This window comes from Mycobacterium intermedium (assembly GCF_002086275.1).
GTDB classification, from domain to species: Bacteria; Actinomycetota; Actinomycetes; order Mycobacteriales; family Mycobacteriaceae; genus Mycobacterium; species Mycobacterium intermedium.
On record NZ_MVHT01000021.1, the window covers coordinates 40,072 to 61,778 of the forward strand.

Consider the following 21,707-nt stretch of genomic DNA (forward strand, 5'->3'; position numbering starts at 1 on the left):
GGTGTAGATAGCAATTTCTGAATAGCGTTTGTGGTGTCGAACGAAGTCTTGAAAGGAGTTGTCGATGTTCCCGAAGTTGCTGTCACCGCGGTCGATTCGCCGCGCGGCCACAGTCGCGCTGGGTTCCGGCGCGCTCAGCGCGGCGATGCTGTTCGGTGCCGTGCCCAGCGCGCAGGCCGCGCCCCCGTCTCCCGTCGCCGGCGTCGCGATGGCCGGGCCGCATGGCGGCGCGGGCATTCCCGAAAGTCCCGCCCACGTCGTCCCCGCCGGCCACGGCTGGGGTCATGGGCATGGCTGGGGTGGTCACGGCGGCTGGCACCGCGGTGGCTTTGGCCACGGCTGGGGTCACGGGTGGGGCCACCGGCGCTGGTGGCACTGGTGGTGGTGAGCCGCCGATCACCCGCCGAGCAGACGCAAACTCGTACAAAATCAACCGATTTGATACGAGTTTGCGTCTGCTCGCCGGTGAAGGTTACGGGTCGCGGGGCAGGCCCAGCAGCCGTTCGGCGATGATGTTGAGCTGCACCTCCGACGTCCCGCCGTAGATCGTCGTGGCCCGGCTCGCCAACAGGTACTCACCCCATTTGCCCGGCAGTTGCTTGGTGTCGCCGATCGCGGCGTCGCTGCCTAAGGAGGCGACCGCGAACTCGGCGTAACCCTGCCCGGTGCGCATCGACAACAGCTTGGAGATCGCAGCCGAGGGCATTGGGTCGCCACCTGCCAGCGTCAACAGCGTCGAGCGCAGGTTGAGCAATTTGGCGGCATGACCTTCGGCGATCAGTTGCCCGGCCCGGTGCCTGGCCACCTGGTCGAATTGCCCGTCCCGGACGAACTCGACGAACTGCGGCAGGCTGGCCAGGAAGTTCGCGTCGCTGCTGCCTATCGACACCCGCTCGGCGGTCAGGGTGTTGCGGCTGACCTCCCAGCCCCGGTTGACGTCGCCCAAGACGCAGTCGTCGGGCACGAACACGTCGTCGAGGTAGACGGTGTTGAACATCGCGTTGCCGGTCAGTTCGCGCAGCGGCTTTACCTGCACGCCTTCGCTTTTCATGTCCAGCAGGAAGTATGTGATGCCGTTGTGCTTTGGCGCCGACGGGTCCGTTCTGGCCAGCAACGCACCCCACTGCGAGTACTGGGCGGCGGTGGTCCAGATCTTCTGGCCGGTGATGCGCCAGCCGCCGTCCACCTTGGTGGCCTTGGTGGAGAGGCCCGCCAGGTCGGAACCGGCGCCGGGCTCGGAGAACAACTGGCACCAGAAGATTTCGCCACGGAAGGTCGGCGGCAGGAAGCGCTGCTTTTGCTCCTCGGTTCCGAACGCGACGATCGACGGGACGATCCATGCGGCGATGGCCAGCTGCGGCCGCTTGACCCGTCCGTGGTCGAATTCCTGCGCGATGATAATCTGCTCGACCGGGCTGGCCGCGCGTCCCCACGGCTTGGGCAGATACGGCAGTCCCCAGCCGCCTTCGGCGATGGCGGCAGGGCGTTCCTCGCGCGGCAACGCCTTCAACGCGGCCACCTCGGCCCGGATCTCGGCCCGCAGCTTGTCGGTCTCGGGATCCAGGTCGACGTCCACCGCCCGCAGGCCCGTGGTCGTGGCCGTGTCGACGACCTTTTGCGGGTACTCCGACGAGCGGCCGAAGCCGGCGGTCAGGATCAGCGCGCGGCGGTAGTAGACGTTGGTGTCGTGCTCCCAGGTGAAGCCGATGCCGCCGTGCACCTGAATGCAGTCCTGCGTGCAGCGTTGCGCGGCCGCCGGTGCCAGGGTGGCCGCCACCGCCGCCGCGAAGTCGACGTCGCCCTCCTTCGGGCTGTCCTCGTCGAGCGCGCGTGCGGCGTCCCACACCGCGGCCGTGGCGCGCTCGGTATCGGCGATCATCTCGGCGCACTTGTGCTTGATGGCCTGGAACTGCCCGATCGGCCGGCCGAACTGCTCGCGGATCTTGGCGTATGCGGCTGCCGTATCGGTGGCCCACCGCGCCACGCCCACCGCCTCTGCCGACAGCAGGGTGGTGATCAGCGCGTGAGCGTTGGCCTGGCTCAGGTTGCTCAGCACCGCGTCGTCGCCGACCTCGACGGCGTTGGCCCGCACGTCGGCGATCGGCCGCAGCGGATCGATGCTGGTCACCGGCTCGATCTCGAGCTCGTCGGCCTGCAGCACCACCCATTCCTCGCCGCTGTCGATCGCTACGGGCAGCACCAGAACGGACGCCTGAGCGGCCGCGGGAACGGCGCGAGCCTCGCCGCGGATCACCAGCACGTCGCCGTGGCGAGTCGCGGTCAGCCCGGAACCCAGCGCGTAGGCGGCGATCATGGCACCAGACGCCAGCTCGGCCAGCACCTTGGCTTCCGGGTCGTGCGCGGCGATCAGCGCGCTGGCGATGGCCGACGGCACGAACGGGCCGGGTACCGCCCCGTAGCCGAACTCGGCGAGCACGATGGCCAGTTCGAGGATTCCAAAGCCTTGTCCGCCGACGGATTCGGCGAGATGAACGCCCTGCAAGCCCTGGTCGGCCGCGGCCTGCCAGTACGGCGGCGGGTTCTCCAAGGGGGTTTCCAGAGCCTGGTGCAGCACCTCGGCGGGGGCGACCCGCGCGACCAGCGAGCGGACCGAATCGGCCAGGTCTTGATGTTCAGGAATTACCGCGATCGGCATTGTTCGCCTTCCCTTACCTTCCCTTGCCTTCCCTGCCGGGGGGCCGGTCCCTTCCAAGCTAACAACCGGGTGGTTGGTGGACGACCGGGCCTACTAGGTTGGCCAGCGGTTCGCCGTCGCGCAGTCGCCGGCAGTTGGCGACGGCCTCGATGAGGTAGCGCCGCATGGTGTCGGCGGTGTACCAGCTCACGTGCGGCGTCAGCACCACGTTGTCCAGATCCAGCAGCCGGTTGTCGGGAGCCACCGGCTCCACTTCGAACACGTCGAGGCCCGCAGCCGCCAGCCGTCCCACCCGTAGCGCGTCGACCAGCGCGTTCTCATCGACGATGGCGCCACGCGACGTATTTACCAGCACCGCACTGGATTTCATCCGGGCCAGGGCGTTGGCGTCGAGCAGGTGGTGCGTGTCCGCGGTCAACGGCAGGTGCAGCGACACGACGTCGCTTTCCGCCAGCAGCACGTCGAACGGCCGCCACCCGGGCAGTCCGTCGTCGCCGGTGCTGGTGTGCAACACGGTGGCGCCCATCGCGGAAACGATCGCGGCGACACGCTTGGCGATGTTCCCGTAGCCGACCAGTCCGACCGTGCAGGCACCGAGATCGCGTACCTACTCGCCGAGATCAGGGTCGACCGGCCAGCCGCGTCCGCGCCGGACGGCGTGGTCGAGTTGTCTGAGCCGGCGCAGCGCGGCGAGCATCAGCAACACCGTCCCCTCGGCAACCGATGGTGCGTTCGCGCCGGGCATGTTGGCCACCGCGATGCCGCATTCGGTCGCGGCAGCCACGTCGATGGTGTTCACCCCGGCGCCGAGCTTGTGTACCAGCCGCAGCCGCGTGCCCAACCGCAGGTCGGAACCCGTCAGCGGGCGCAGCACGTGCCAGATCACCTCCGCGTCGGGCAACTCCCGATAGAAAGTCGCGTCGTCGTCTTCGGCGCACCATCGAACGTCGAGCCAATCCGCTTCCGGGGCAAGAAAATCCAGCACCTTCGCCCGGGGCACAAAGTGCGCGAGAACCCTCAGGCCCACCGCTTGGCTATCCAGTCGGCGATGATGTCGGCCTGCTCGTCGCGCGCACCCGGCGTGGTGAAGTAATGGTCGGTGTCGACCGAGGTCTGTGCCTTGTCGGTGCTGGCGAGACCGTCGTAGATGCGCTGGGCATCGGACGGGAAAACTCCCGTGTCGGCGTCGGCGTTGATCACCAGCGCCGGGCAGGTGATGCGGGCCAGGTGCGGCTCTGCCCTCGTTTGCGCCACCCGTAAGCTCCACATTCCCAACCAGTTGCGCAGCGTGCACGCCGCCGCGATGCCGCGGGCGGAACGGTTGGCCTTCGCCGGCGTGCCCGCATAGCACAGGTTGGGCGTTCGGTTGGTGGGCTCCAGGCTGGGGTCCACCATGCGGGGATCGGCCCAGGTCCGCATCACCGAGAACGGGCGATCCGAAAAACCGGCGGCGCGAATGCGTTTGAGCTCGGCCTCGGCCCAGTCGGTAATGGCGTGGTTGCGGGCGATCTGCGCAGCGCGGTAGCGGCTGACGAACTCGTCCGAATAGGGCGGGCCGTTGCGTTCATTGAACAGGTCGAGGTCGGGATCAGTTGCGACGGGGTCGGTTTCGTCGACGACGGCACCGTCCATCCACGCGGTCAGCACATCTGGGCGCCCGAGGTGGGCAGCGGTGGCGACATACCCGTCGGCGGGGAGAAGCTCGTCGGCTCCCGCCGCCGGTCGCATCCCTTCCAGCGGCGTCACATTCGGCTCGACCGCCTGCGACTGGTAGGCGGCCATCAACGAACCACCGCCGGAATTGCCCAACAGCACAACCGTTTCCACGCCTTGCGTCTCGCGGAGCCAGCGCATTCCGACACCGATGTCGACCAAGGCGTGATCGAGAACGAAATCGGTTTCGAAGCCGCGAAACCGAGTGTTCCAGCCGAGGAAGCCGATACCGCGGGCGGCCATGAAGTCGGCGAGATAGTGCTCGGAGAAATCGATCTGGTAGTGCGTCGCGATCATCGCCACCTTGGGCTGGTGCCCCGCGCCTCGGTGGTAGAGCCCTTGGCAGGGATGACCGCCCGCGCCGGCGCGCGCGGCGGTGGGTGACGGCAGACCTACGAACTCTCTTGTGACGCTGGTCAATTCAGTGATCCTTCTCGCCGTAGATGGCTCGGTAGTAGATGTTGGCCAGGGTTCGGATGCAGGCTTGATCGTCGGGCTCGTCCGACCCGCTCAGCTGGATATAGCAGAACTGGTTGAACATCGCCACGATAGCTTGAGCCACTAGCTGCGGATCGTCGCCGGGGCAGAAGCCTCGCGCCTGGGCGCGCCGGACCGATTCGGCGATGAAAGAGATGGGAATGGCACACATCTCGGCCCAGTACTGCGCGAAGTCATCGTTGATCATCGCCAACTGCGACACGCTGATCACCTCGGCGAGTCGATGGCGGTAGGTGTGCCAGTGCGCGGCGGCGGCCTCGTACGCCCGCTCGCGATCCGTCAGGCCGTGGCGGATGGCGCCGCGGGCCCGCTCGTTGGCCTCATCGCGGAAACGCAGCGCCCATTGCCGGACCATCGCCTCTTTGGAGTCGTAGTAGTTGTAGAAGGACGCCGCCGAGCGGCCCGCTTCGGCCGCGATGTCGGCGATGGTCGTGGCCAGGATGCCTTTGCGTGCGATGACCGTTCGCGCGGCGGCGTCGATGGCCGCTTGGGTCTGACGGCCCCGGTGGGTCGGGTAGGTGGGTACTTGGCCGGCAAGCCCGGACTCAGGAGGTGTCTCAGGCGCCTCAGATGCCGATGTCAACGGCACCTCCTGGAACAAACTTGAATCTGATGTTAGATTCAGATCTTAACCTAGGGGCCGCTGCACATGCTGCGAGGGGAGTCGCAATGATCAAGCCGCACAACACCAACAAAGAATTCGAACTCGGCGGTATCAATCACGTCGCGTTGGTGTGTTCGGACATGGAGCGAACGGTCGACTTCTACACCAACATCCTCGGGATGCCGCTGGTCAAATCGCTTGACCTGCCGTTCGGCCAGGGTCAGCACTTCTTCTTCGACGCGGGCAACGGTGACTGCGTCGCGTTCTTCTGGTTCAGGGACGCCCCCGACCGAGTCCCGGGCATCTCGTCGCCGGGCGCCATCCCGGGCATCGGCGATATCACCAGCGCGGTCAGCAGCCTCAACCACCTCGCCTTCCATGTCCCGCCGGAGAAGTTCGACGAATACCGGCAGCGGTTGAAGGACAAAGGCGTTCGGGTCGGCCCGGTGCTCAATCACGACGAAAGCGAACTACAGGTTTCGGCAACCGTGCATCCCGGGGTGTACGTGCGCTCTTTCTACTTCCAGGATCCTGACGGCATAACGCTCGAGTTTGCCTGCTGGGTAAAGGAATTCACCGAGAGTGACACACAGGTTGTGCCCCGCACCGCGGCCGACCGGCGACCCGCGGCGGCCGCGAGCAGCTAGGCCGGGAGTGACCCACGGGATCCTGACCGACGATCAGATCGCCGCGCTTTCCGAAGAGCAACGACGCGACCTGATCGCGAGGCTGGAACGACCGTTGGACGAACTTGTCGACCCGGCAGAATTCGCGCGGGTGCGCCGCATCCGGTTGGGTTTGATCATCACGGGATCTATTGCCCTGATCCCGTGGATCGGCTATTTGGCGCTGACTCTGCCGCCGAACTATGTTGCGCACAATTGGCGTGCCACCTGGGTCGGCTTCGACATCCTGCTGGTCGGATTCATGGCGGCCACCGCTGTGCTGGGCTACTTGCGCCGCCAGTTATTGCTCCTCACGGCGTTCACCAGTGGGGTGTTGTTGATCTGCGACGCCTGGTTCGATCTGATGACCGCCGGGCCCACCGATTTCTGGCTGTCGGTGGGGACCGCCTTGCTTATCGAGGTGCCGCTGGCGATCCTGCTGATCACCGGCGCGCAGCGCATCATGCGACTTACCCTGCAGCGTCTGTGGCTCTTGCATCCCGGGATGCGGCTATGGCAACTACCTCTTCTTCCGTGAGCGCTCCCGTGACGCCGGACAGCAGTCGCGCCGGTTCCGACAGGCCGCCGACAACCGCCGCAAGCAGGTCAACAAGGTCCTCCGGTGGCAAGTCGACATCGCCGGCCAACCACGCGCTGATCGTCTGACCGACGCCGCCGACCACGAAGTGTGCCGCCGCCTTGAGGGCGTCATTTGCCGGGGCGTGAAGAGCGTCGACCGCAAGCTGTCCGGACAGCATGGCGAACAGCGCCGTCGACTCGGCTCGCTTACGCACAATCACCGGGTCGGCCAGTTGCGTGCTGAACAGGATGCGCCCGATCCGAGCGTCGTCGGCAATGATCTGCACGACCTTGGCCATGCCGGCGCGGGCCTTCTCGTGCGCTGGGTAGGACGCCACCGTCGCCTGCGTGCTGACGGCGAGTTTGGCGATCACCCAGTCGAAAACGCCCGCAATGAATTCGTCTTTGTCCGCGAAGCTTTCGTAGAAGTATCGAGATGCCAGTCCTGCGTCCCGACATACGGCGCGCACGGTCAGCGCAGAGATGTCTTGCTGCTCAGAACCCAAGATGTCCAGGCCGGCGGCCAGAAGCCGCCGGCGGCGATCCGCGAGTCGTTCGGCGGCCTCAACCCCTCGATAGGGCCGCGCGCTCGAACTCCCAGCCAACCCGGATGAATTAGCCATGGGGACCATCTTGGCACCTGAGCAACGCCCCGACAATATCAGGAAACACACGTTCTCACAATTTGCGGGCTGCGAAAGGGTGGGGTATGACGTTGCAACGGACGGACTACCGGCCCGTTCCGCATGTCGAAACGCGGCATATCCGACCCGCCCCGAGCGCAACGCAGGAAGCATCGGAGCCGCCTCGGGGACACCCCGGGCTATGGGCTGGCCTGCCGGCCGGCCCCGCAAACGTGATTATGCAACTCGCGCGTCCGACCGTCGGCTACGGGGTCACGGACGGTCGGGCGGTAAGCGGACGGGGCGCAGCACCTGCTGATATTGAAAACGATTATCACATTCAGTAACCTCCAAAGCTGGTGACCGCGGGCGGAGGAGTGGTTCGGATGTGGTGGCGCCTCGCTGGCCGGACGGACTGGCGGCCGTGATGGCCCCGGTCTGGATGGCGTCGCCGCCGGAGGTCCACTCGGCGCTGTTGAGCAGCGGCCCGGGGCCCGGCCCGTTGTTGGCGGCGGCGACGGCGTGGTCCGCGCTCAGCAACGAATACACCGCGGCGGCAGACGAACTTGCCGCACTGCTGGGCGCGGTGCAGGGCGGGGCCTGGGCGGGGCCCAGTGCCGAACAGTATGTGGCGGCCCACGTCCCGTACCTGATGTGGCTGACGCAGGCCAGCGTGACCAGTGCCCAGGCGGCGGCGCAGCACCAGACCGCGGCCGCCGCGTACACCACCGCGTTGGCGGCCATGCCCACGCTGCCGGAGCTTGCCGCAAACCACGTCATCCACGGGGTGTTGGTGGCGACGAACTTCTTCGGGATCAACACCATCCCCATTGCGGTCAACGAGGCCGACTACGTGCGGATGTGGGTGGCGGCGGCCACCGCGATGGCCACCTACGAAGCCGTCTCCGATGCGGCCGTCGCCGCGACACCGCAGACCTCCCCGGCGCCCCAGATCGTGCACGCCGAGGACGATCACGACCACGAAGAACATGAAGCAGGCCACGAGGACCACGACCACGGGGACCCGACACAGCTGGACTACCTCGTCGCGAATCTGCTGCGCGTGCTCACCAACGGGCAGATCAACTGGGACCCCCTGGAAGGCACCCTGAATGGTGTGCCCATGCACGACATCACGGACGCATCGCAACCGATCTGGTGGGTCGCACGCTCGCTGGAATTCGGCCAGCAGTTTGAAACCTTTGTCCAACAGCTCTTCACGAACCCCGCCGCAGCGTTCGAATACGTCGTGGAGCTTGCCGAGTTCGACTGGCCGACCCACGTAGCGCAGGCCCTGCAGGTGGTTCAGGTGCCGCAGCTGGTCACGGCCGCGCTCGGCGTCGCCATCGCCAACCTGGGCGCCGTCACCGGCTTGGCCGGACTCTCCGGCCTGGCCGCCATCCAGCCCGCCGTCGTACCGGCCCTCGCACCGCCGGTCGCCGCACCGCCCGCGCTGCCCGCCGTCGCGGGGACAGCACCCGGCGGCGTCGGCGCGGTCGCAACCACCGTGGCGGCCCCCGCCCCGACCACCGTGACCAGCACGGTTGCCGGCCCTGCGCCGGCAGCGCCCCCACCGCCCCCCGCTCCGGCGGCGGGATTCGGTTTCCCCTTCCTGGTGGGCCCGCCGGGCATCGGGTTCGGCTCGGGAATGAGCGCCGGCGCGAGTGCCAGCGCCAAGCGGAAGGCACCGGAGCCCGATGCGGTCGCCGCGGGCGCGGCAGCTGCGGCGCGCGAACAAGCCCGTCGTCGCCGACGCAGGCGCTCGACCGTCGAGGAGCGCAACCACGAGTTCATGGATGTCGACGTGAACCCGGACTGGGCCATGCCGCCGGACCGGGAACCGGCGCTGGCGTCGGCGGCCTCGGATCAAGGTGCGCGACAGCTCGGCTTCGCCGGCACCCTGGTGCAGGAAGCGGCGCCGACGGCCGGCGGGTTGACCACGATGCGCGACAACGAGTTCGGCGGCGGTCCGGTGCTGCCCATGCTCCCAGGAAACTGGAAGCCGGAACCCCCCGGCGACGGATAAAACCCGGCGTACTGTCGGCAGGGTGCGCAGCGAAGGTGACACCTGGGACATCACGACGAGCGTCGGATCGACAGCGCTCTTCGTGGCGACGGCACGCGCGTTGGAAGCCCAGAAGCCCGATCCGCTGGCCGTAGATCCGTATGCAGAGCTGTTCTGCCGCGCGGTCGGGGGTTCCTGGGCAGACGTGCTCGACGGCACGGCCCCCGACCACGAATTGCTGAGCGAGGACTTCGGGGCCCACTTCGTCACTTTCCAGGGCGCTCGCACCAGATACTTCGACGCCTATTTCCAGCGCGCCGCCGATGCCGGCGCCCGACAGGTGGTCGTGGTGGCAGCGGGTTTGGACTCGCGCGCCTTCCGGCTGCCGTGGCCGGACGGGACCACCGTTTTCGAACTGGACCGCCCGCAGGTACTCGATTTCAAGAGTGAGGTCCTCGCCGCCCACCGCGTGCAGCCGCGCGCCGAGCGCCGCGAGATCGCCGTCGACCTGCGCGACGACTGGCCGCGGGCATTACGGGATAGCGGTTTCGATCCCGCTCAGCCGTCGGCGTGGATTGCCGAAGGGCTGCTGATCTATCTTCCGGCCGCGGCGCAGGAGCAACTTTTCCGCGGAATCGATGGTCTGGCCTCTCGCGGCAGTCACGTGGCCGTGGAGGACGGCACCCCACTTCCCGCCGACGAGTTCGCCGCCAAGGTCGAGGAGGAACGTGCCGCACCCGACGGCGACCAACGCCCGTTCTTCCAATTGGTCTACAACGAGCAGCACGCGCCGGCCACCGACTGGTTCGGCGCGCGGGGCTGGACGGCGGTCGGTACGCCGCTGACGGACTACATAACAGGGGTAGGTCGGGCACTGCCCGATCCGGGTTCCGAGCCCGCTTCCATGCTCGATCGCATCACCCTGGTCACCGCCGTCAAGCCCTAGTAGACGGATGTGGGCCTATTAGGCTCACGCATATCTAATAAGTTCGGCAACCCGAAGGAACTTTTTCGGACCGGGTGCCGACTGTTAATGGCAAACCCCGTTTATGCCGCCTAAAGAGCACTTTTACCGCGCCGGGGCGTGCATCAGCAATGACTCTGTGAGTCCGGCCGGCGCGGCGCCAGCAAAACCTTGATAATGAAAACCATATTCAATAGGGTGCGGTGTCAAGTACGCTGCCCGGGATGGAGAAGTCCGTATGACCACATGGTCGCTGTCGATCCCTGTGATTCGGTAATGCGCTGGTCAATGCTGCAAAAACGGCAATTTGGCAGGGAATTGGCGGGGATCGTGTGCCTCGACAAGTTAGCTTATGCAATGCTAACTTCAGGGCTAGGTTCTGGCCTAGGTCCGGGCGAGTTTGGCCAATGACCGCACGAGATTCAGGAGACATCGGGGGCGTGGAACTAAGTGATGTCAGCGTGCTTCCGGGTCAGCCGGTAGCGACTCGGGTAAACGGCAAGGTAGACGCTGACATAGTCAGCCGCTTCGCCACATGTTGCCGGGCCTTGGGGCTCGCGGTCTACGAGCGGCAGCGGCCGGCCGACTTGTCGGCCGCGCGATCGGGGTTCACCGCTCTGACCCGCATCGCGCACGATCAATGCGACGCCTGGACCGGCTTGGCCGCCTCCGGCGACACCTCCGTTCGGGTACTCGAGGCGGTCTCTCGCACGTCGGCGACGGCCGGCGTGTTGCAGCGTCACGTCGAGCTGAAGAGCGGGGCGCTCGGTTTCCTCTACGACACGGGCTTGTACCTGCGGTTCCGCGCCACCGAACCGGACGACTTCCATCTCGCGTACGCGGCGGCGTTGGCTTCGGCCGGTGGCCCGGCCGAGTATGGCAAGGCCCATCAGATCGTCTCCGCCATCTCGCAGCGCCGCCCGGGGTGGCGCGAAGCGCGGTGGCTCTCTGTCGTCATCAACTACCGGGCCGAGCGCTGGTCGGACGTCGTCAAGCTGCTGACGCCGATCGTCAACGACGCCAACCTCGACGAGGCCTTCTCGCACGCGGCCAAGATCGCCCTGGGCACCGCCCTGGCGCGGCTGGGTATGTTCGCTCCCGCGTTGTCGTATCTCGAGGAGCCCGACGGACCGGTGCCCGTGGCGGCCGTCGACGGTGCGCTGGCCAAGGCGCTGGTGCTGCGCGCGCACGTCGACGAGGAGTCGGCAGCCGAAGTGCTGCAGGACCTGTATGCGGCCCACCCCGAGAACGAACAGATCGAGCACGCGCTCTCCGACCCCAGCTTCGGCATTGTCACCACCACCGCGGGACGGATCGAGGCCCGCACGGACCCGTGGGACCCCGCCACGGAACCCACCGCGGAGGACTTCATCGATCCCGCGGCCCACGAACGCAAGGCGGCGCTGCTCCACGAGGCCGAGCTTCAACTCGCCGAATTCATCGGGTTGGAAGAGGTCAAGAACCAGGTCTCGCGGCTGAAGAGTTCGGTGGCCATGGAACTGGTGCGAAAGCAGCGCGGACTCGCCGTGGCCCAACGCACCCACCACCTGATCTTCGCCGGCCCACCCGGCACCGGCAAGACCACGATCGCGCGTGTGGTCGCCAAGATCTATTGCGGTCTGGGTCTGCTGAAGCGGGAGAACATCAGGGAGGTACACCGTGCCGACCTGATCGGCCAGCACATCGGCGAGACCGAGGCCAAGACCAACGCCATCATCGACAGCGCACTGGACGGGGTCCTCTTCCTCGACGAGGCCTACGCGTTGGTGTCGACCGGCGCCAAGAACGACTTCGGCTTGGTGGCTATCGACACGCTGCTGGCCCGGATGGAGAACGACCGCGATCGGCTGGTGGTGATCATCGCCGGCTACCGCGCCGACCTGGACAAGTTCCTCGACACCAACGAGGGTCTGCGGTCACGGTTCACCCGGAGCATCGAGTTTCCCTCGTACACGTCACACGAATTGGTGGAGATCGCGCACAAGATGGCCGAACAGCGAGACAGCCTCTTCGAAGAGGCCGCCCTCGAAGACCTGGAGAAATTGTTCGCCAAGTTGGCGACGTCCACGACACCTGACTCCAACGGAGTCGCGCGACGCAGCCTGGACATCGCCGGCAACGGCCGCTTTGTCCGCAACATCGTCGAACGTTCCGAGGAAGAACGTGAGTTCCGGCTGGACCACTCCGAGCATGCGGGAACCGGCGAGTTCACCGATGAGGAGCTGATGACCATCACGGCCCAGGACGTCGCCCGATCGGTAGACCCGCTGCTGCGCGGCCTTGGTTTGTCGGTGCCGGCATGAGCGACTACCAAGAGGAAGAGCGCCGTTCGTTCACCTCTCGGACCCCGGTGAACCAGAATCCCGACAAGATCGAATACCGACGCGGCTTCGTCACCCGCCACCAGGTCACCGGCTGGCGGTTCGTCGTGCGCCGCATCGCCTCGGGTATTGCCCTGCACGACACCCGGATGTTGGTCGACCCGTTGCGCACCCAGTCCCGGGCGGTGTTGATGGGTGTGCTGATCTTGATCACCGGGCTGGCGGGCTGCTTCGTGTTCTCACTGATCCGGCCCAACGGGCAGGTAGGAAACAACACCGTGCTCGCCGACCGCTCCACGGCCGCGCTGTATGTGCGCGTCGGCGACCGGCTGCACCCGGTGCTCAACCTGACCTCGGCCCGGCTCATCGCCGGCAAGCCGGTTAACCCGACGACGGTGAAAAGCGCTGAGCTGGACAAGTTTCCGCGGGGCAGCCTCATTGGTATCCCGGGCGCGCCGGAGCGGATGGTGCAAAACACCACCCACGACGCCGAGTGGACGGTATGCGACCCCGTGAGCGGAGCGGGCGGGCGTGCGGTGCACAGCACGGGCGTGACGGTCATTGCCGGCAAGCCGGACAGTGAGGGCGCCCGGGCGGGCGCGTTACCCGCCGGACATGCGGTCCTCGTCGACGCCTCGTTCCTGGGTGGTAACAGCACGTGGTTGCTGTGGGACGGCAAGCGCAGCCGGATCGACCTGGCCGATCACGCGGTCACCGGCGCCCTCGGTCTGGGTGCCGACATACCCGCCCCGCGGCCGATCGCTGCCGGATTGTTCAACGCAATCCCCGAGTCGCCGGCGCTTGCCCCGCCGGTGATCCCGAACGCCGGCAGCCCGGCAGGCTTCGCGGTGCCGGCGCCGATCGGAGGGGTGGTGACGGCGTACTCGCTCGACCACAACCCGTCCGCCGACGCGGCACACTCCTTGTACTACGCGGTATTGCCGGACGGCCTGCAGCCCATCTCGCCGGTGCTGGCCGCGATCCTGCGCAACACCAATTCCTATGGCCTGCAACAGCCGCCGCGACTGGGCGCCGACGAGATCGCCCGGCTACCCGTATCCCGGTTGCTGGACACCGCGCGGTACCCCGGGCAGCAGCTGACCCTCGTCGATGCCGGCCGCGATCCCGTCACGTGCGCCCATTGGAGCAAGCCGGCGGGGGCGGCCACCAGTTCGCTGAGCTTGTTGTCCGGTTCGGCGCTGCCGGTGCCCGAGTCGATCCACGCCGTGGACTTGGTCGGCGGCGGCAACAACGGCACGGCCTCCCGGGTCGCGCTGGCGCCGGGCACCGGCTACTTTGCCCAGACCGTGGGCGGCGGCCCGTCCGCACCGCCCACCGGGTCACTGTTCTGGGTGTCCGACACCGGGGTGCGGTACGGCATCGACACCGAGGCGGATGGATCCGTAGCCGGTGGGAACGGCAAAACCGTTGAGGCCCTTGGTCTTCAGGGTCCACCGGTGGCCATCCCGTGGTCGATTTTGTCCTTGTTCGCGTCCGGCCCGACCCTGTCGCGCGCCGACGCGTTGCTAGCTCACGACGGCCTGCCGGCTGACAGCAAGCCCGGTCGTCCGGTATCGGCTGAGGGAGCGCCACGATGAGCAGACTGGTATTCGAAGCGCGCCGCAGACTGGCGCCGCCCGCTGTCCGCAAGGGCACCATCACGATCGAGGCCCCGCCGGAATTGCCCCGGGTGATTCCGCCGTCGTTGCTGCGACGGGCGCTGCCCTACCTGATCGGGATCCTCATCGTCGGCATGATCGTTGCGCTGGTCGCGACCGGGATGCGGGTGATCTCGCCGCAGACGTTGTTCTTCCCCTTCGTGTTGCTGTTGGCAGCGACGGCCCTCTACCGCGGCAACGACAACAAGATGCGCACCGAGGAGGTCGACGCCGAACGGGCCGACTACCTGCGCTACCTGTCGGTCGTTCGGGACAACGTCCGGGCCGCCGCTGCCGAGCAGCGGGTGGCCGCGGAGTGGTCCCACCCCGAACCGGCCGCCCTGGCCGCCGTACCGGGCTCGCGTCGGCAGTGGGAACGCGACCCGCACGACCCCGACTTCTTGGTGCTGCGGGCCGGCCGGCACGACGCACCCTTGGCCACGCCGCTGCGGGTCAACGACACGGCCGACGAGATCGACTTGGAGCCGGTGTCGCACAGCGCATTACGTAGCCTGCTCGACACCCAGCGCACGGTCCGGGACGTGCCGACCGGAATTGACGTGACCAAGCTGGCCCGGATCACTCTCCTGCCCGGCGCTGGAAGCACTCAAGACGAAGCGCGGGCCGCGTTGCGCGCCTGGATCGCCCAGGCGGTGACCTGGCACGACCCCACGGTGCTGGGTGTGGCGCTGGCCAGTCGAGATCTGGAGAGCCCGGACTGGTCGTGGCTGAAGTGGTTGCCGCACGTCGACATTCCCGGCCAGGTCGACGGCGTCGGCCCGGCGCGTTACCTGTCCACCGACACCGACGAGCTGATCGAGCTGCTGGGCTCGGCCCTGGTCGATCGACCGGCGTTTACCGGCGAACCCGCAGATGCCTTGCGGCACTTGCTGATCATCGTCGACGACCCGAACTATGACCTGCAGGTGTCCCCGCTGGCCGTGGGGCGGGCGGGTGTCACCGTCATCCACCTGTCAGCGACCGAGCCGCACCGGGAACAGTATTCGGACCCGGAAAAGCCGATCCTGCGCATCAGCGACGGTGCCATCGAACGCTGGCAGACCGGCGGTTGGCAGCCCTACATCGACGCCGCCGACCAGTTCGGCGCGGACGAAGCCGCACACCTCGCTCGCCGGCTGTCCCGGTGGGACTCCAACCCCACGCACACCGGATTGCGCTCTGCGGCCACCCGTGGCGCGAGTTTCACCACCCTGCTGGGGATTCCGGACGCGTCCCGGCTGGATGTGCCCGCATTGTGGGCGCCACGGCGGCGTGACGACGAGTTGCGCGTTCCGATCGGTGTCACCGCCACCGGTGAGCCCTTGATGTTCGACCTCAAGGACGAAGCCGAGGGCGGGATGGGACCGCACGGCCTGATGATCGGTATGACCGGTTCCGGCAAGTCGCAGACGTTGATGTCGATTCTGCTGTCGCTGTTGACCACTCACTCGGCCGACCGGCTGATTGTCATCTACGCCGACTTCAAGGGTGAGGCGGGCGCCGACAGCTTCCGCAACTTCCCGCAGGTCGTCGCGGTCATCTCGAATATGGCAGAGAAGAAGTCGCTGGCCGACCGCTTCGCCGACACGCTGCGTGGCGAGGTGGCCCGGCGCGAGATCCTGCTGCGCGAGGCCGGCCGTCAGGTTCAGGGCAGTGCGTTCAACTCGGTGCTGGAATACGAGAACGCCCGGGCGGCCGGACACGATTTGCCGCCGATCCCAACGCTGTTCGTGGTTGCCGACGAGTTCACCTTGATGTTGGCCGACCATCCCGAATACGCCGAGCTGTTCGACTATGTGGCGCGCAAGGGGCGTTCGTTCCGCATCCACATCTTGTTCGCGTCGCAGACCCTCGACGTCGGCAAGATCAAGGACATCGACAAGAACACCTCCTACCGGATCGGGTTGAAGGTGGCCAGCCCCGGCGTTTCTCGCCAGATCATCGGTGTCGAGGACGCGTACCACATCGAATCGGGCAAGGAGCACAAGGGCATCGGCTTCCTGGTGCCCGCGCCAGGTGCCACGCCGATCAAGTTCCGCAGCACCTATGTGGATGGCATCTACGAACCGCCGCAGGTTGCCAAAGCCCTTGTCGTGCCGTCCATTCCAGAACCGAAGCTGTTCAGCGCGGGTGCGGTGGAACCCGATCCGGGCACCGTGATCGCCGAGGCCGAGGAAGAGGAACTGGCTGGACCGCCGAAGAAGTTGATCGCGACCATCGGCGAGCAGTTGGCTCGCTACGGTCCGCAGGCGCCGCAGTTGTGGCTGCCGCCGCTGGACGAGCCGATTCCGCTGAGCGCCGTGCTCGCCCGCTCCGGCGTACCGCAACATCAGTGGCGTTGGCCGCTCGGTGAGATCGACAAGCCGTTCGAGATGCGCCGCGACCCGCTGGTGTTCGACGCCACGTCGTCGGCCGGCAACCTGGTGATCCACGGTGGACCCAAGTCCGGCAAATCGACTGCGCTGCAGACGTTCATCCTCTCGGCCGCGAATCTGCACTCGCCGCGCGACGTCACGTTCTACTGCCTGGACTACGGCGGCGGCCAACTGCGCGCGCTGGAGCACCTGGCGCACGTCGGCAGCGTCGCATCGGCGCTGGAGCCCGAACGCATCCGGCGCACCTTCGGCGAGTTGGAACAGCTGTTGCTGTCGCGGCAGCAGCGCGAGGTGTTTCGCGACCGGCCGGGCAACGGCTCTTCGAACGGGCACACCAACGGCAACACGCCCGATGACGGTTACGGCGAGGTCTTCCTGGTCATCGACAACCTGTATGCCTTCGGCCGCGACAACACCGATCAGTTCAACACCCGTAACCCGTTGCTGGCAAAGGTAACCGAACTGGTCAACGTGGGCCTGGCCTACGGCATCCACGTGGTCATCACGACGCCGAGCTGGTTGGAAGTGCCGCTGGCGATGCGCGACGGGCTCGGGCTGCGCCTTGAGCTGCGGCTGCACGATGCGCGGGACAGCAACGTCCGGGTGGTCGGTGCGTTGCGCCGGCCGGCCGACGCCGTCCCGCCAGACCAGCCGGGCCGCGGCCTGACCATGGCGGCCGAGCACTTCCTGTTCGCGCAACCCGAGCTGGACCAGATTCCCGCGATCAACGCCCGCTACCCGGGCGTGACGGCTCCTCGGGTGCGGTTGCTGCCCACCAACCTCGCACCCGACGCCGTCGGTCCGCTGTATCGCGGTCCCGACCAGGTCGTGATCGGACAGCGCGAAGAGGACTTGGCGCCGGTGGTGCTCGACTTCGCCGAGAATCCGTTGCTTATTGTGTTCGGCGACAGCAAGTCAGGGAAGACGACCCTGCTGCGCCACCTCATCCGCACCATCCGCGAGAACTCCACCGCCGATCAGGTGGCGTTCACGGTGCTCGACCGGCGGCTGCACCTGGTCGACGAGCCGCTGTTCCCCGACAACGAGTACACGGCCAACATCGACCGGGTCATCCCGGCGATGCTGGGTCTGGCGAATCTGATCGAGTCGCGGCGCCCGCCGGCGGGCCTGAGCCCGGCCGAGCTGTCGCAGTGGGGCTATGACGGCCACACCCACTACCTGATCATTGACGACGTCGACCAGATTCCGGATTCGGCGGCGCTGACGGGCCCGTACGTCGGCCAGCGGCCCTGGACCCCGCTGCTCGGGATCCTCTCGCAGGCAGCCGATTTGGGACTGCGGGTGATCGTCACGGCGAGGGCGTCCGGATCGGCGCACGGACTGATGACCAGCCCGCTGCTGCGCCGGTTGAACGACCTGCAGGCGACCACCCTGTTGCTGTCGGGCAACCCGACCGACGGCGGCAAGATCCGCGGCCAGCGCTTCAGCCGGCTCCCCGCCGGACGCGCAATCCTGTTGGACGACAGCGACAGTCCCACCTACGTGCAACTGGTCAACCCGCTGGTCGGGGAGGCCGCGATATCCGGTGATACGCAACAGAAGGGAAGTTAGTCATGACGTTGCGAGTGGTTCCCGAGGGATTGGCCGCGGCCAGCGCCGCCGTTGAGGCGCTGACGGCGCGGCTGGCGGCGGCGCACGCGGCCGCGGCCCCATTGATCACCGCGGTGGTCCCGCCGGCGGCGGATCCAGTGTCGCTGCAGACCGCCGCCGGGTTCAGCGCCCAGGGCGCGGAGCACGCCGCGGTTGCGGCCGAAGGCGTCGAAGAGCTCGGCCGCGCGGGTGTCGGCGTCGCCGACGCCGGCGCCAGCTATCTCGCCGGTGATGCAGCTGCCGCGGCGACGTATGGGATTTCAGGCGGCTGATTTATGAGTTCGCCCATCTGGATGGCTTCGCCGCCGGAGGTGCATTCGGCGTTGCTGAGCAGTGGGCCGGGCCCGGGGCCGCTTCTGGCGGCCGCCGGCGCCTGGAACTCGCTCAGCGCCGAATACGCCGCGACGGCAGCCGAACTCAGTGGGCTCCTGGGGGGAGTTCAAGCGGGGGCGTGGCAGGGACCGAGCGCTGCTCAATATGCGTCAGCGCACCTGCCCTACGTATCATGGCTCATGCAAGCCAGCGCCGACGCGGCCGAAGTGGCCGCGCAACACGAAGTCGCCGCGGCGGCCTACACCACGGCCCTGGCGGCGATGCCGACGTTGGCCGAGCTCGCCGCCAACCACATCATCCACGGCGTGCTGGTTGCGACGAATTTCTTTGGCATGAACACGATCCCGATCGCACTCAATGAAGCCGACTATGTGCGGATGTGGGTGCAGGCGGCCACGGCCATGAGCATGTATCAGGTGGTTTCGGGCACCGCCCTGGCGTCGGCCCCCCGTACCACGGCGGCCCCGACCATCGTCACTCCCGGCGGCGAGGCCGCAGCGGCGACGGCCGATTCGGCGCAAACCGCCGCCGCGGCACCGGCCGCCGACGCGGGTACGCAATTCGACTTCCTCAACGCCATCGTGGCCGCGCTCGAGTCGTACGTGAAGACGTTGCCCAACGGCGACGCGATCTGGTACTTCCTCACCCATCCGGTCGAGCAGATCCAGCAGATCCTGGTCGACTTCGGTACCAATCCGTCGGCGGCCCTCGTTACCTGGGGCCCGCTGCTCCTCTCGTTGGCGTATCAGGCGTTCTGGCAGCCCGTTGGCTGGGGCTTCTGGATCACGCTTGGCACGTCGCCCGCGTGGGCGCCGCCGCTCGTGGCTGTCGGACTGGCGTCGTTGGGTTTCCTCGGTCTGATCAATCTCGACTTCGACTTCCCGCCCCTGGACACCGTTCCCGGAGGTCAACCGCAGCCGCAGCAGCTTCCTGCCGCCGCTCTCACCACGACCGTCGGAACACCCACCAGCGCACCGGCGCCGACGACGCCGGCGGGCGCCCCGGCCGGCACCGCCGTGCCGACACCGGCTCCAGCGGCGACGGGTCTCATCTACGCGGTCGCCGCTCCGGGTGAATGGGGTCCCGCCCTCGGACCGACCGTGGGTGGTCGCACCGGGGTCAAGGCGCCGGCCGCCACCATCCCGGCGGTTGGGGTGGCGGCGAAGAGTCGCGCCGCTGCACGGGCCAAGCGGCGTCGCAAGTCCGAACTGCACGACCACAGCGACGAATTCCTGGACATGAACTCCGATTTCGACGTCACGCCGCAGTACGACACGCAGGCCTCCGAGCAGGGGGCGGGAACGCTCGGTTTTGCCGGCACCAGGCGGAAGGAGCGGGTGCTGCAAGCGGCGGGACTGACGGCGCTGGCCGGCGACGAGTTCGGCGGTGGTCCGCGCATGCCCATGATGCCTGGGACTTGGGACGGCCCCTCAGCAGGGTCAGTAGGGGAGCCCGAAGCAGGGGAGGACGGGCAGGAAGGGGGAAACGGTTTACCGCATCACCGAGACTGAACAAAGCCGAAATCGAAAGCGTCAGAAAGGAAAACCATGAGTCTTTTGGATGCGCACATCCCACAGTTGGTGGCCTCGCAGTCGAACTTTGCCGCCAAGGCGGGGTTGATGCGCCACACCATCGGTCAAGCCGAGCAGGCAGCGTTGTCGGCGCAGGCTTTTCACCAGGGCGAGGGTGCGGCCGCGTTCCAGGCCGCACACGCCCGCTTCGTCGAAGTTGCGGCGCGAGTCAACTCGTTGCTTGACATCGCGCAGGCCAACCTCGGTGACGCCGCCGGCACTTACGTCGCCGCCGACGCCGCCGCCGCGTCCACCTACACCGGGTTCTGACCGGCCCGCTAGCGAAAGGATTTGTGATGGGACAGATCACGTACAACTACCCGGCGATGCTCGCACACGCCGGCGACATGTCGGGCTACGCCGGCACGCTGCAGTCGCTCGGCGCGGACATCTCGGCGGAGCAGGCCGCGTTGCAGAACGCCTGGCAGGGTGACACCGGGGTGACCTACCAGACCTGGCAGGTGCAGTGGAACCAGGCGCTGGAGGACCTGGTGCGGGCTTACCAGGCGATGGCCAGCACGCACGAGGCCAACACCACGTCCATGCTGGCCCGCGACCAGGCCGAAGCCGCAAAGTGGGGCGGCTAACCGCCGCCTGATGGGTTAGATGAATCCACAACCCAATGCCGTCGAGCTGACGGTCGATAACGCGTGGTTCATCGCGGAAACGGTTGGGGCGGGCAGCTTCCCGTGGGTGCTGGCCATTACCTCGCCCTACCGTGACAGCGCGGAGCGGAACGCGTTCATCGATCGTCAGAAAGGCGAACTGACCCGAATGGGTCTGTTGTCGCCAGAAGGTGCCATCAACCCGGTGGTCGCCGACTGGATCAAGCTGGTGTGCTTCCCAGACCGGTGGCTCGACATGCGCTTCATCGGGCCCGCCGTCGCCGGCGAACCCGGGGAGATGTTGCGCGGCATCGTTGCGCAGCGGGTTGGCAAGACCGTCTCCCAAGCGGTCCCGCAAACGGTTGTCGCGTTGCGCAGCGCACAGTTGATCACCTTCACGGCAATGGATATCGACGACGCCCGGGCACTGGTGCCGGTGCTCGGCGTGGGATTGCAGCACCGCCCACCCGCCCGGTTCGACGAGTTCAGCATGCCGACCCGTGTCGGCGCCCGTGCCGACGAGCGCCTGCGGGCCGGTGCGCCGCTCGCCGAAGTCCTTGACTACCTGGGCATTCCGGCGTCGGCCCGGCCGGTGGTCGAGGCGGTCTTCTCCGGCCCGCGCAGCTACGTCGAGATCGTCGCGGGTTGCAACCGCGACGGTCAGCACACCACCACCGAGGTCGGTCTGAGCCTCGTCGACACCACCGCCGGTCGGGTGCTCGTCAGTCCGTCCCGGGCCTTTGACGGCGAATGGGTCTCGACGTTCAGTCCCGGGACGCCCTTTGCGACCGCCGTCGCGATCGAACATTTGACAGCCTGTCTGCCGGATGGGGAATGGTTCCCCGGGCACCGGCTGTCGCGAGACTTCACCACCCAGTCGTCATAACAGTTTCGTCATAACAGTTTTCGTAGCAGTTGTCGTAACA

At 67.2% G+C, this 21,707-nt stretch carries 17 protein-coding genes and 1 pseudogene; 13 read left to right on the plus strand and 5 right to left on the minus strand.

Features of this window, described 5'->3' with window-relative positions; all coding sequences use genetic code 11:
- Positions 1 to 64 precede the first annotated feature (64 nt).
- The gene (locus BST27_RS33120; protein ID WP_069421676.1) at positions 65 to 388 is read left to right on the plus strand and encodes a hypothetical protein; all 324 of its coding nucleotides are present in this window, start codon (positions 65 to 67) and stop codon (positions 386 to 388) included.
- Between the two features lie 84 nt (positions 389 to 472).
- Here the strand turns inward: BST27_RS33120 and BST27_RS10140 are convergent, their stop codons facing one another.
- The 4 genes and pseudogenes from BST27_RS10140 to BST27_RS10155 all read right to left on the minus strand — a co-directional run bounded on the left by BST27_RS10140 (position 473) and on the right by BST27_RS10155 (position 5,450).
- A complete protein-coding gene (locus BST27_RS10140) occupies positions 473 to 2,656 on the minus strand; it encodes an acyl-CoA dehydrogenase family protein (protein WP_069421675.1) in 2,184 nt (727 codons plus the stop codon).
- A gap of 58 nt (positions 2,657 to 2,714) precedes the next feature.
- Positions 2,715 to 3,683: pseudogene (locus BST27_RS10145) on the minus strand (2-hydroxyacid dehydrogenase).
- On the minus strand, positions 3,674 to 4,798 hold the full coding sequence (locus BST27_RS10150) for an alpha/beta hydrolase (RefSeq protein WP_069421674.1): 1,125 nt from the start codon (positions 4,796 to 4,798) through the stop codon (positions 3,674 to 3,676). Before BST27_RS10150 ends, BST27_RS10145 begins: the two are co-directional and overlap by 10 nt.
- Entirely contained in the window at positions 4,791 to 5,450 is a 660-nt protein-coding gene (locus tag BST27_RS10155; protein ID WP_069421705.1) for a TetR/AcrR family transcriptional regulator, read from the minus strand. The genes BST27_RS10150 and BST27_RS10155 overlap by 8 nt, the downstream gene beginning before the upstream one ends.
- Positions 5,451 to 5,536: 86 nt before the next feature.
- Between BST27_RS10155 and BST27_RS10160 the strand changes: the two genes are divergently transcribed.
- Positions 5,537 to 6,118 carry a VOC family protein gene (locus BST27_RS10160; protein WP_069421249.1) on the plus strand — a complete coding sequence of 194 codons (582 nt, stop codon included), beginning with the start codon at positions 5,537 to 5,539 and terminating at the stop codon, positions 6,116 to 6,118.
- A gap of 7 nt (positions 6,119 to 6,125) precedes the next feature.
- Positions 6,126 to 6,674 (plus strand): hypothetical protein, encoded by a 549-nt coding sequence (locus BST27_RS10165; protein WP_069421250.1) that lies wholly within the window; start codon positions 6,126 to 6,128, stop codon positions 6,672 to 6,674.
- Here the strand turns inward: BST27_RS10165 and BST27_RS10170 are convergent.
- Positions 6,607 to 7,338, minus strand: coding sequence for a TetR/AcrR family transcriptional regulator (locus BST27_RS10170; RefSeq protein ID WP_372515515.1), 732 nt, complete (start codon positions 7,336 to 7,338; stop codon positions 6,607 to 6,609). The two genes, BST27_RS10165 and BST27_RS10170, sit on opposite strands and share 68 nt — an antisense overlap.
- Positions 7,339 to 7,765: 427 nt before the next feature.
- Here BST27_RS10170 and BST27_RS10180 point away from each other — a divergent pair, with 427 nt between their 5' ends.
- The 10 genes from BST27_RS10180 to BST27_RS10225 all read left to right on the plus strand — a co-directional run bounded on the left by BST27_RS10180 (position 7,766) and on the right by BST27_RS10225 (position 21,667).
- Positions 7,766 to 9,364 carry a PPE family protein gene (locus tag BST27_RS10180; protein WP_139805090.1) on the plus strand — a complete coding sequence of 533 codons (1,599 nt, stop codon included), beginning with the start codon at positions 7,766 to 7,768 and terminating at the stop codon, positions 9,362 to 9,364.
- 22 nt (positions 9,365 to 9,386) lie between these two features.
- Positions 9,387 to 10,289, plus strand: coding sequence for a class I SAM-dependent methyltransferase (locus tag BST27_RS10185; RefSeq protein WP_069421251.1), 903 nt, complete (start codon positions 9,387 to 9,389; stop codon positions 10,287 to 10,289).
- A 425-nt stretch (positions 10,290 to 10,714) separates the two neighbouring features.
- Positions 10,715 to 12,610: a type VII secretion AAA-ATPase EccA gene (eccA, locus tag BST27_RS10190; RefSeq protein ID WP_079220000.1), complete on the plus strand. Its 1,896-nt coding sequence runs from the start codon at positions 10,715 to 10,717 to the stop codon at positions 12,608 to 12,610.
- Positions 12,607 to 14,226, plus strand: coding sequence for a type VII secretion protein EccB (eccB, locus tag BST27_RS10195; RefSeq protein WP_069421252.1), 1,620 nt, complete (start codon positions 12,607 to 12,609; stop codon positions 14,224 to 14,226). Before eccA ends, eccB begins: the two co-directional genes overlap by 4 nt.
- Positions 14,223 to 18,233: a type VII secretion protein EccCa gene (gene eccCa / locus BST27_RS10200; RefSeq protein WP_069421253.1), complete on the plus strand. Its 4,011-nt coding sequence runs from the start codon at positions 14,223 to 14,225 to the stop codon at positions 18,231 to 18,233. Before eccB ends, eccCa begins: the two co-directional genes overlap by 4 nt.
- A 2-nt stretch (positions 18,234 to 18,235) precedes the next feature.
- Entirely contained in the window at positions 18,236 to 18,544 is a 309-nt protein-coding gene (locus BST27_RS10205) for a PE family protein (RefSeq protein ID WP_069421254.1), read from the plus strand.
- A 3-nt stretch (positions 18,545 to 18,547) separates the two neighbouring features.
- On the plus strand, positions 18,548 to 20,116 hold the full coding sequence (locus BST27_RS10210) for a PPE family protein (protein WP_069421255.1): 1,569 nt from the start codon (positions 18,548 to 18,550) through the stop codon (positions 20,114 to 20,116).
- 36 nt (positions 20,117 to 20,152) lie between these two features.
- On the plus strand, positions 20,153 to 20,446 hold the full coding sequence (gene esxG, locus BST27_RS10215; RefSeq protein ID WP_069421256.1) for a type VII secretion system protein EsxG: 294 nt from the start codon (positions 20,153 to 20,155) through the stop codon (positions 20,444 to 20,446).
- Between the two features lie 26 nt (positions 20,447 to 20,472).
- The gene (locus BST27_RS10220) at positions 20,473 to 20,763 is read left to right on the plus strand and encodes a WXG100 family type VII secretion target (protein WP_069421257.1); all 291 of its coding nucleotides are present in this window, start codon (positions 20,473 to 20,475) and stop codon (positions 20,761 to 20,763) included.
- 19 nt (positions 20,764 to 20,782) lie between these two features.
- Positions 20,783 to 21,667, plus strand: coding sequence for an ESX secretion-associated protein EspG (locus BST27_RS10225; RefSeq protein ID WP_069421258.1), 885 nt, complete (start codon positions 20,783 to 20,785; stop codon positions 21,665 to 21,667).
- Positions 21,668 to 21,707 lie beyond the last annotated feature (40 nt).

Coding starts and splice junctions, on each gene's coding strand:
- BST27_RS33120 (WP_069421676.1), top strand. CDS start 65: ATGTTCCCGAAGTTGCTGTCACCGCGGTCGATTCGCCGCGCGGCCACA.
- BST27_RS10140 (WP_069421675.1), bottom strand. CDS start 2,656: ATGCCGATCGCGGTAATTCCTGAACATCAAGACCTGGCCGATTCGGTC.
- BST27_RS10160 (WP_069421249.1), top strand. CDS start 5,537: ATGATCAAGCCGCACAACACCAACAAAGAATTCGAACTCGGCGGTATC.
- BST27_RS10170 (WP_372515515.1), bottom strand. CDS start 7,338: ATGGCTAATTCATCCGGGTTGGCTGGGAGTTCGAGCGCGCGGCCCTAT.
- BST27_RS10180 (WP_139805090.1), top strand. CDS start 7,766: ATGGCCCCGGTCTGGATGGCGTCGCCGCCGGAGGTCCACTCGGCGCTG.
- eccA (WP_079220000.1), top strand. CDS start 10,715: ATGACCGCACGAGATTCAGGAGACATCGGGGGCGTGGAACTAAGTGAT.
- eccB (WP_069421252.1), top strand. CDS start 12,607: ATGAGCGACTACCAAGAGGAAGAGCGCCGTTCGTTCACCTCTCGGACC.
- eccCa (WP_069421253.1), top strand. CDS start 14,223: ATGAGCAGACTGGTATTCGAAGCGCGCCGCAGACTGGCGCCGCCCGCT.
- BST27_RS10205 (WP_069421254.1), top strand. CDS start 18,236: ATGACGTTGCGAGTGGTTCCCGAGGGATTGGCCGCGGCCAGCGCCGCC.
- BST27_RS10210 (WP_069421255.1), top strand. CDS start 18,548: ATGAGTTCGCCCATCTGGATGGCTTCGCCGCCGGAGGTGCATTCGGCG.
- esxG (WP_069421256.1), top strand. CDS start 20,153: ATGAGTCTTTTGGATGCGCACATCCCACAGTTGGTGGCCTCGCAGTCG.
- BST27_RS10220 (WP_069421257.1), top strand. CDS start 20,473: ATGGGACAGATCACGTACAACTACCCGGCGATGCTCGCACACGCCGGC.
- BST27_RS10225 (WP_069421258.1), top strand. CDS start 20,783: ATGAATCCACAACCCAATGCCGTCGAGCTGACGGTCGATAACGCGTGG.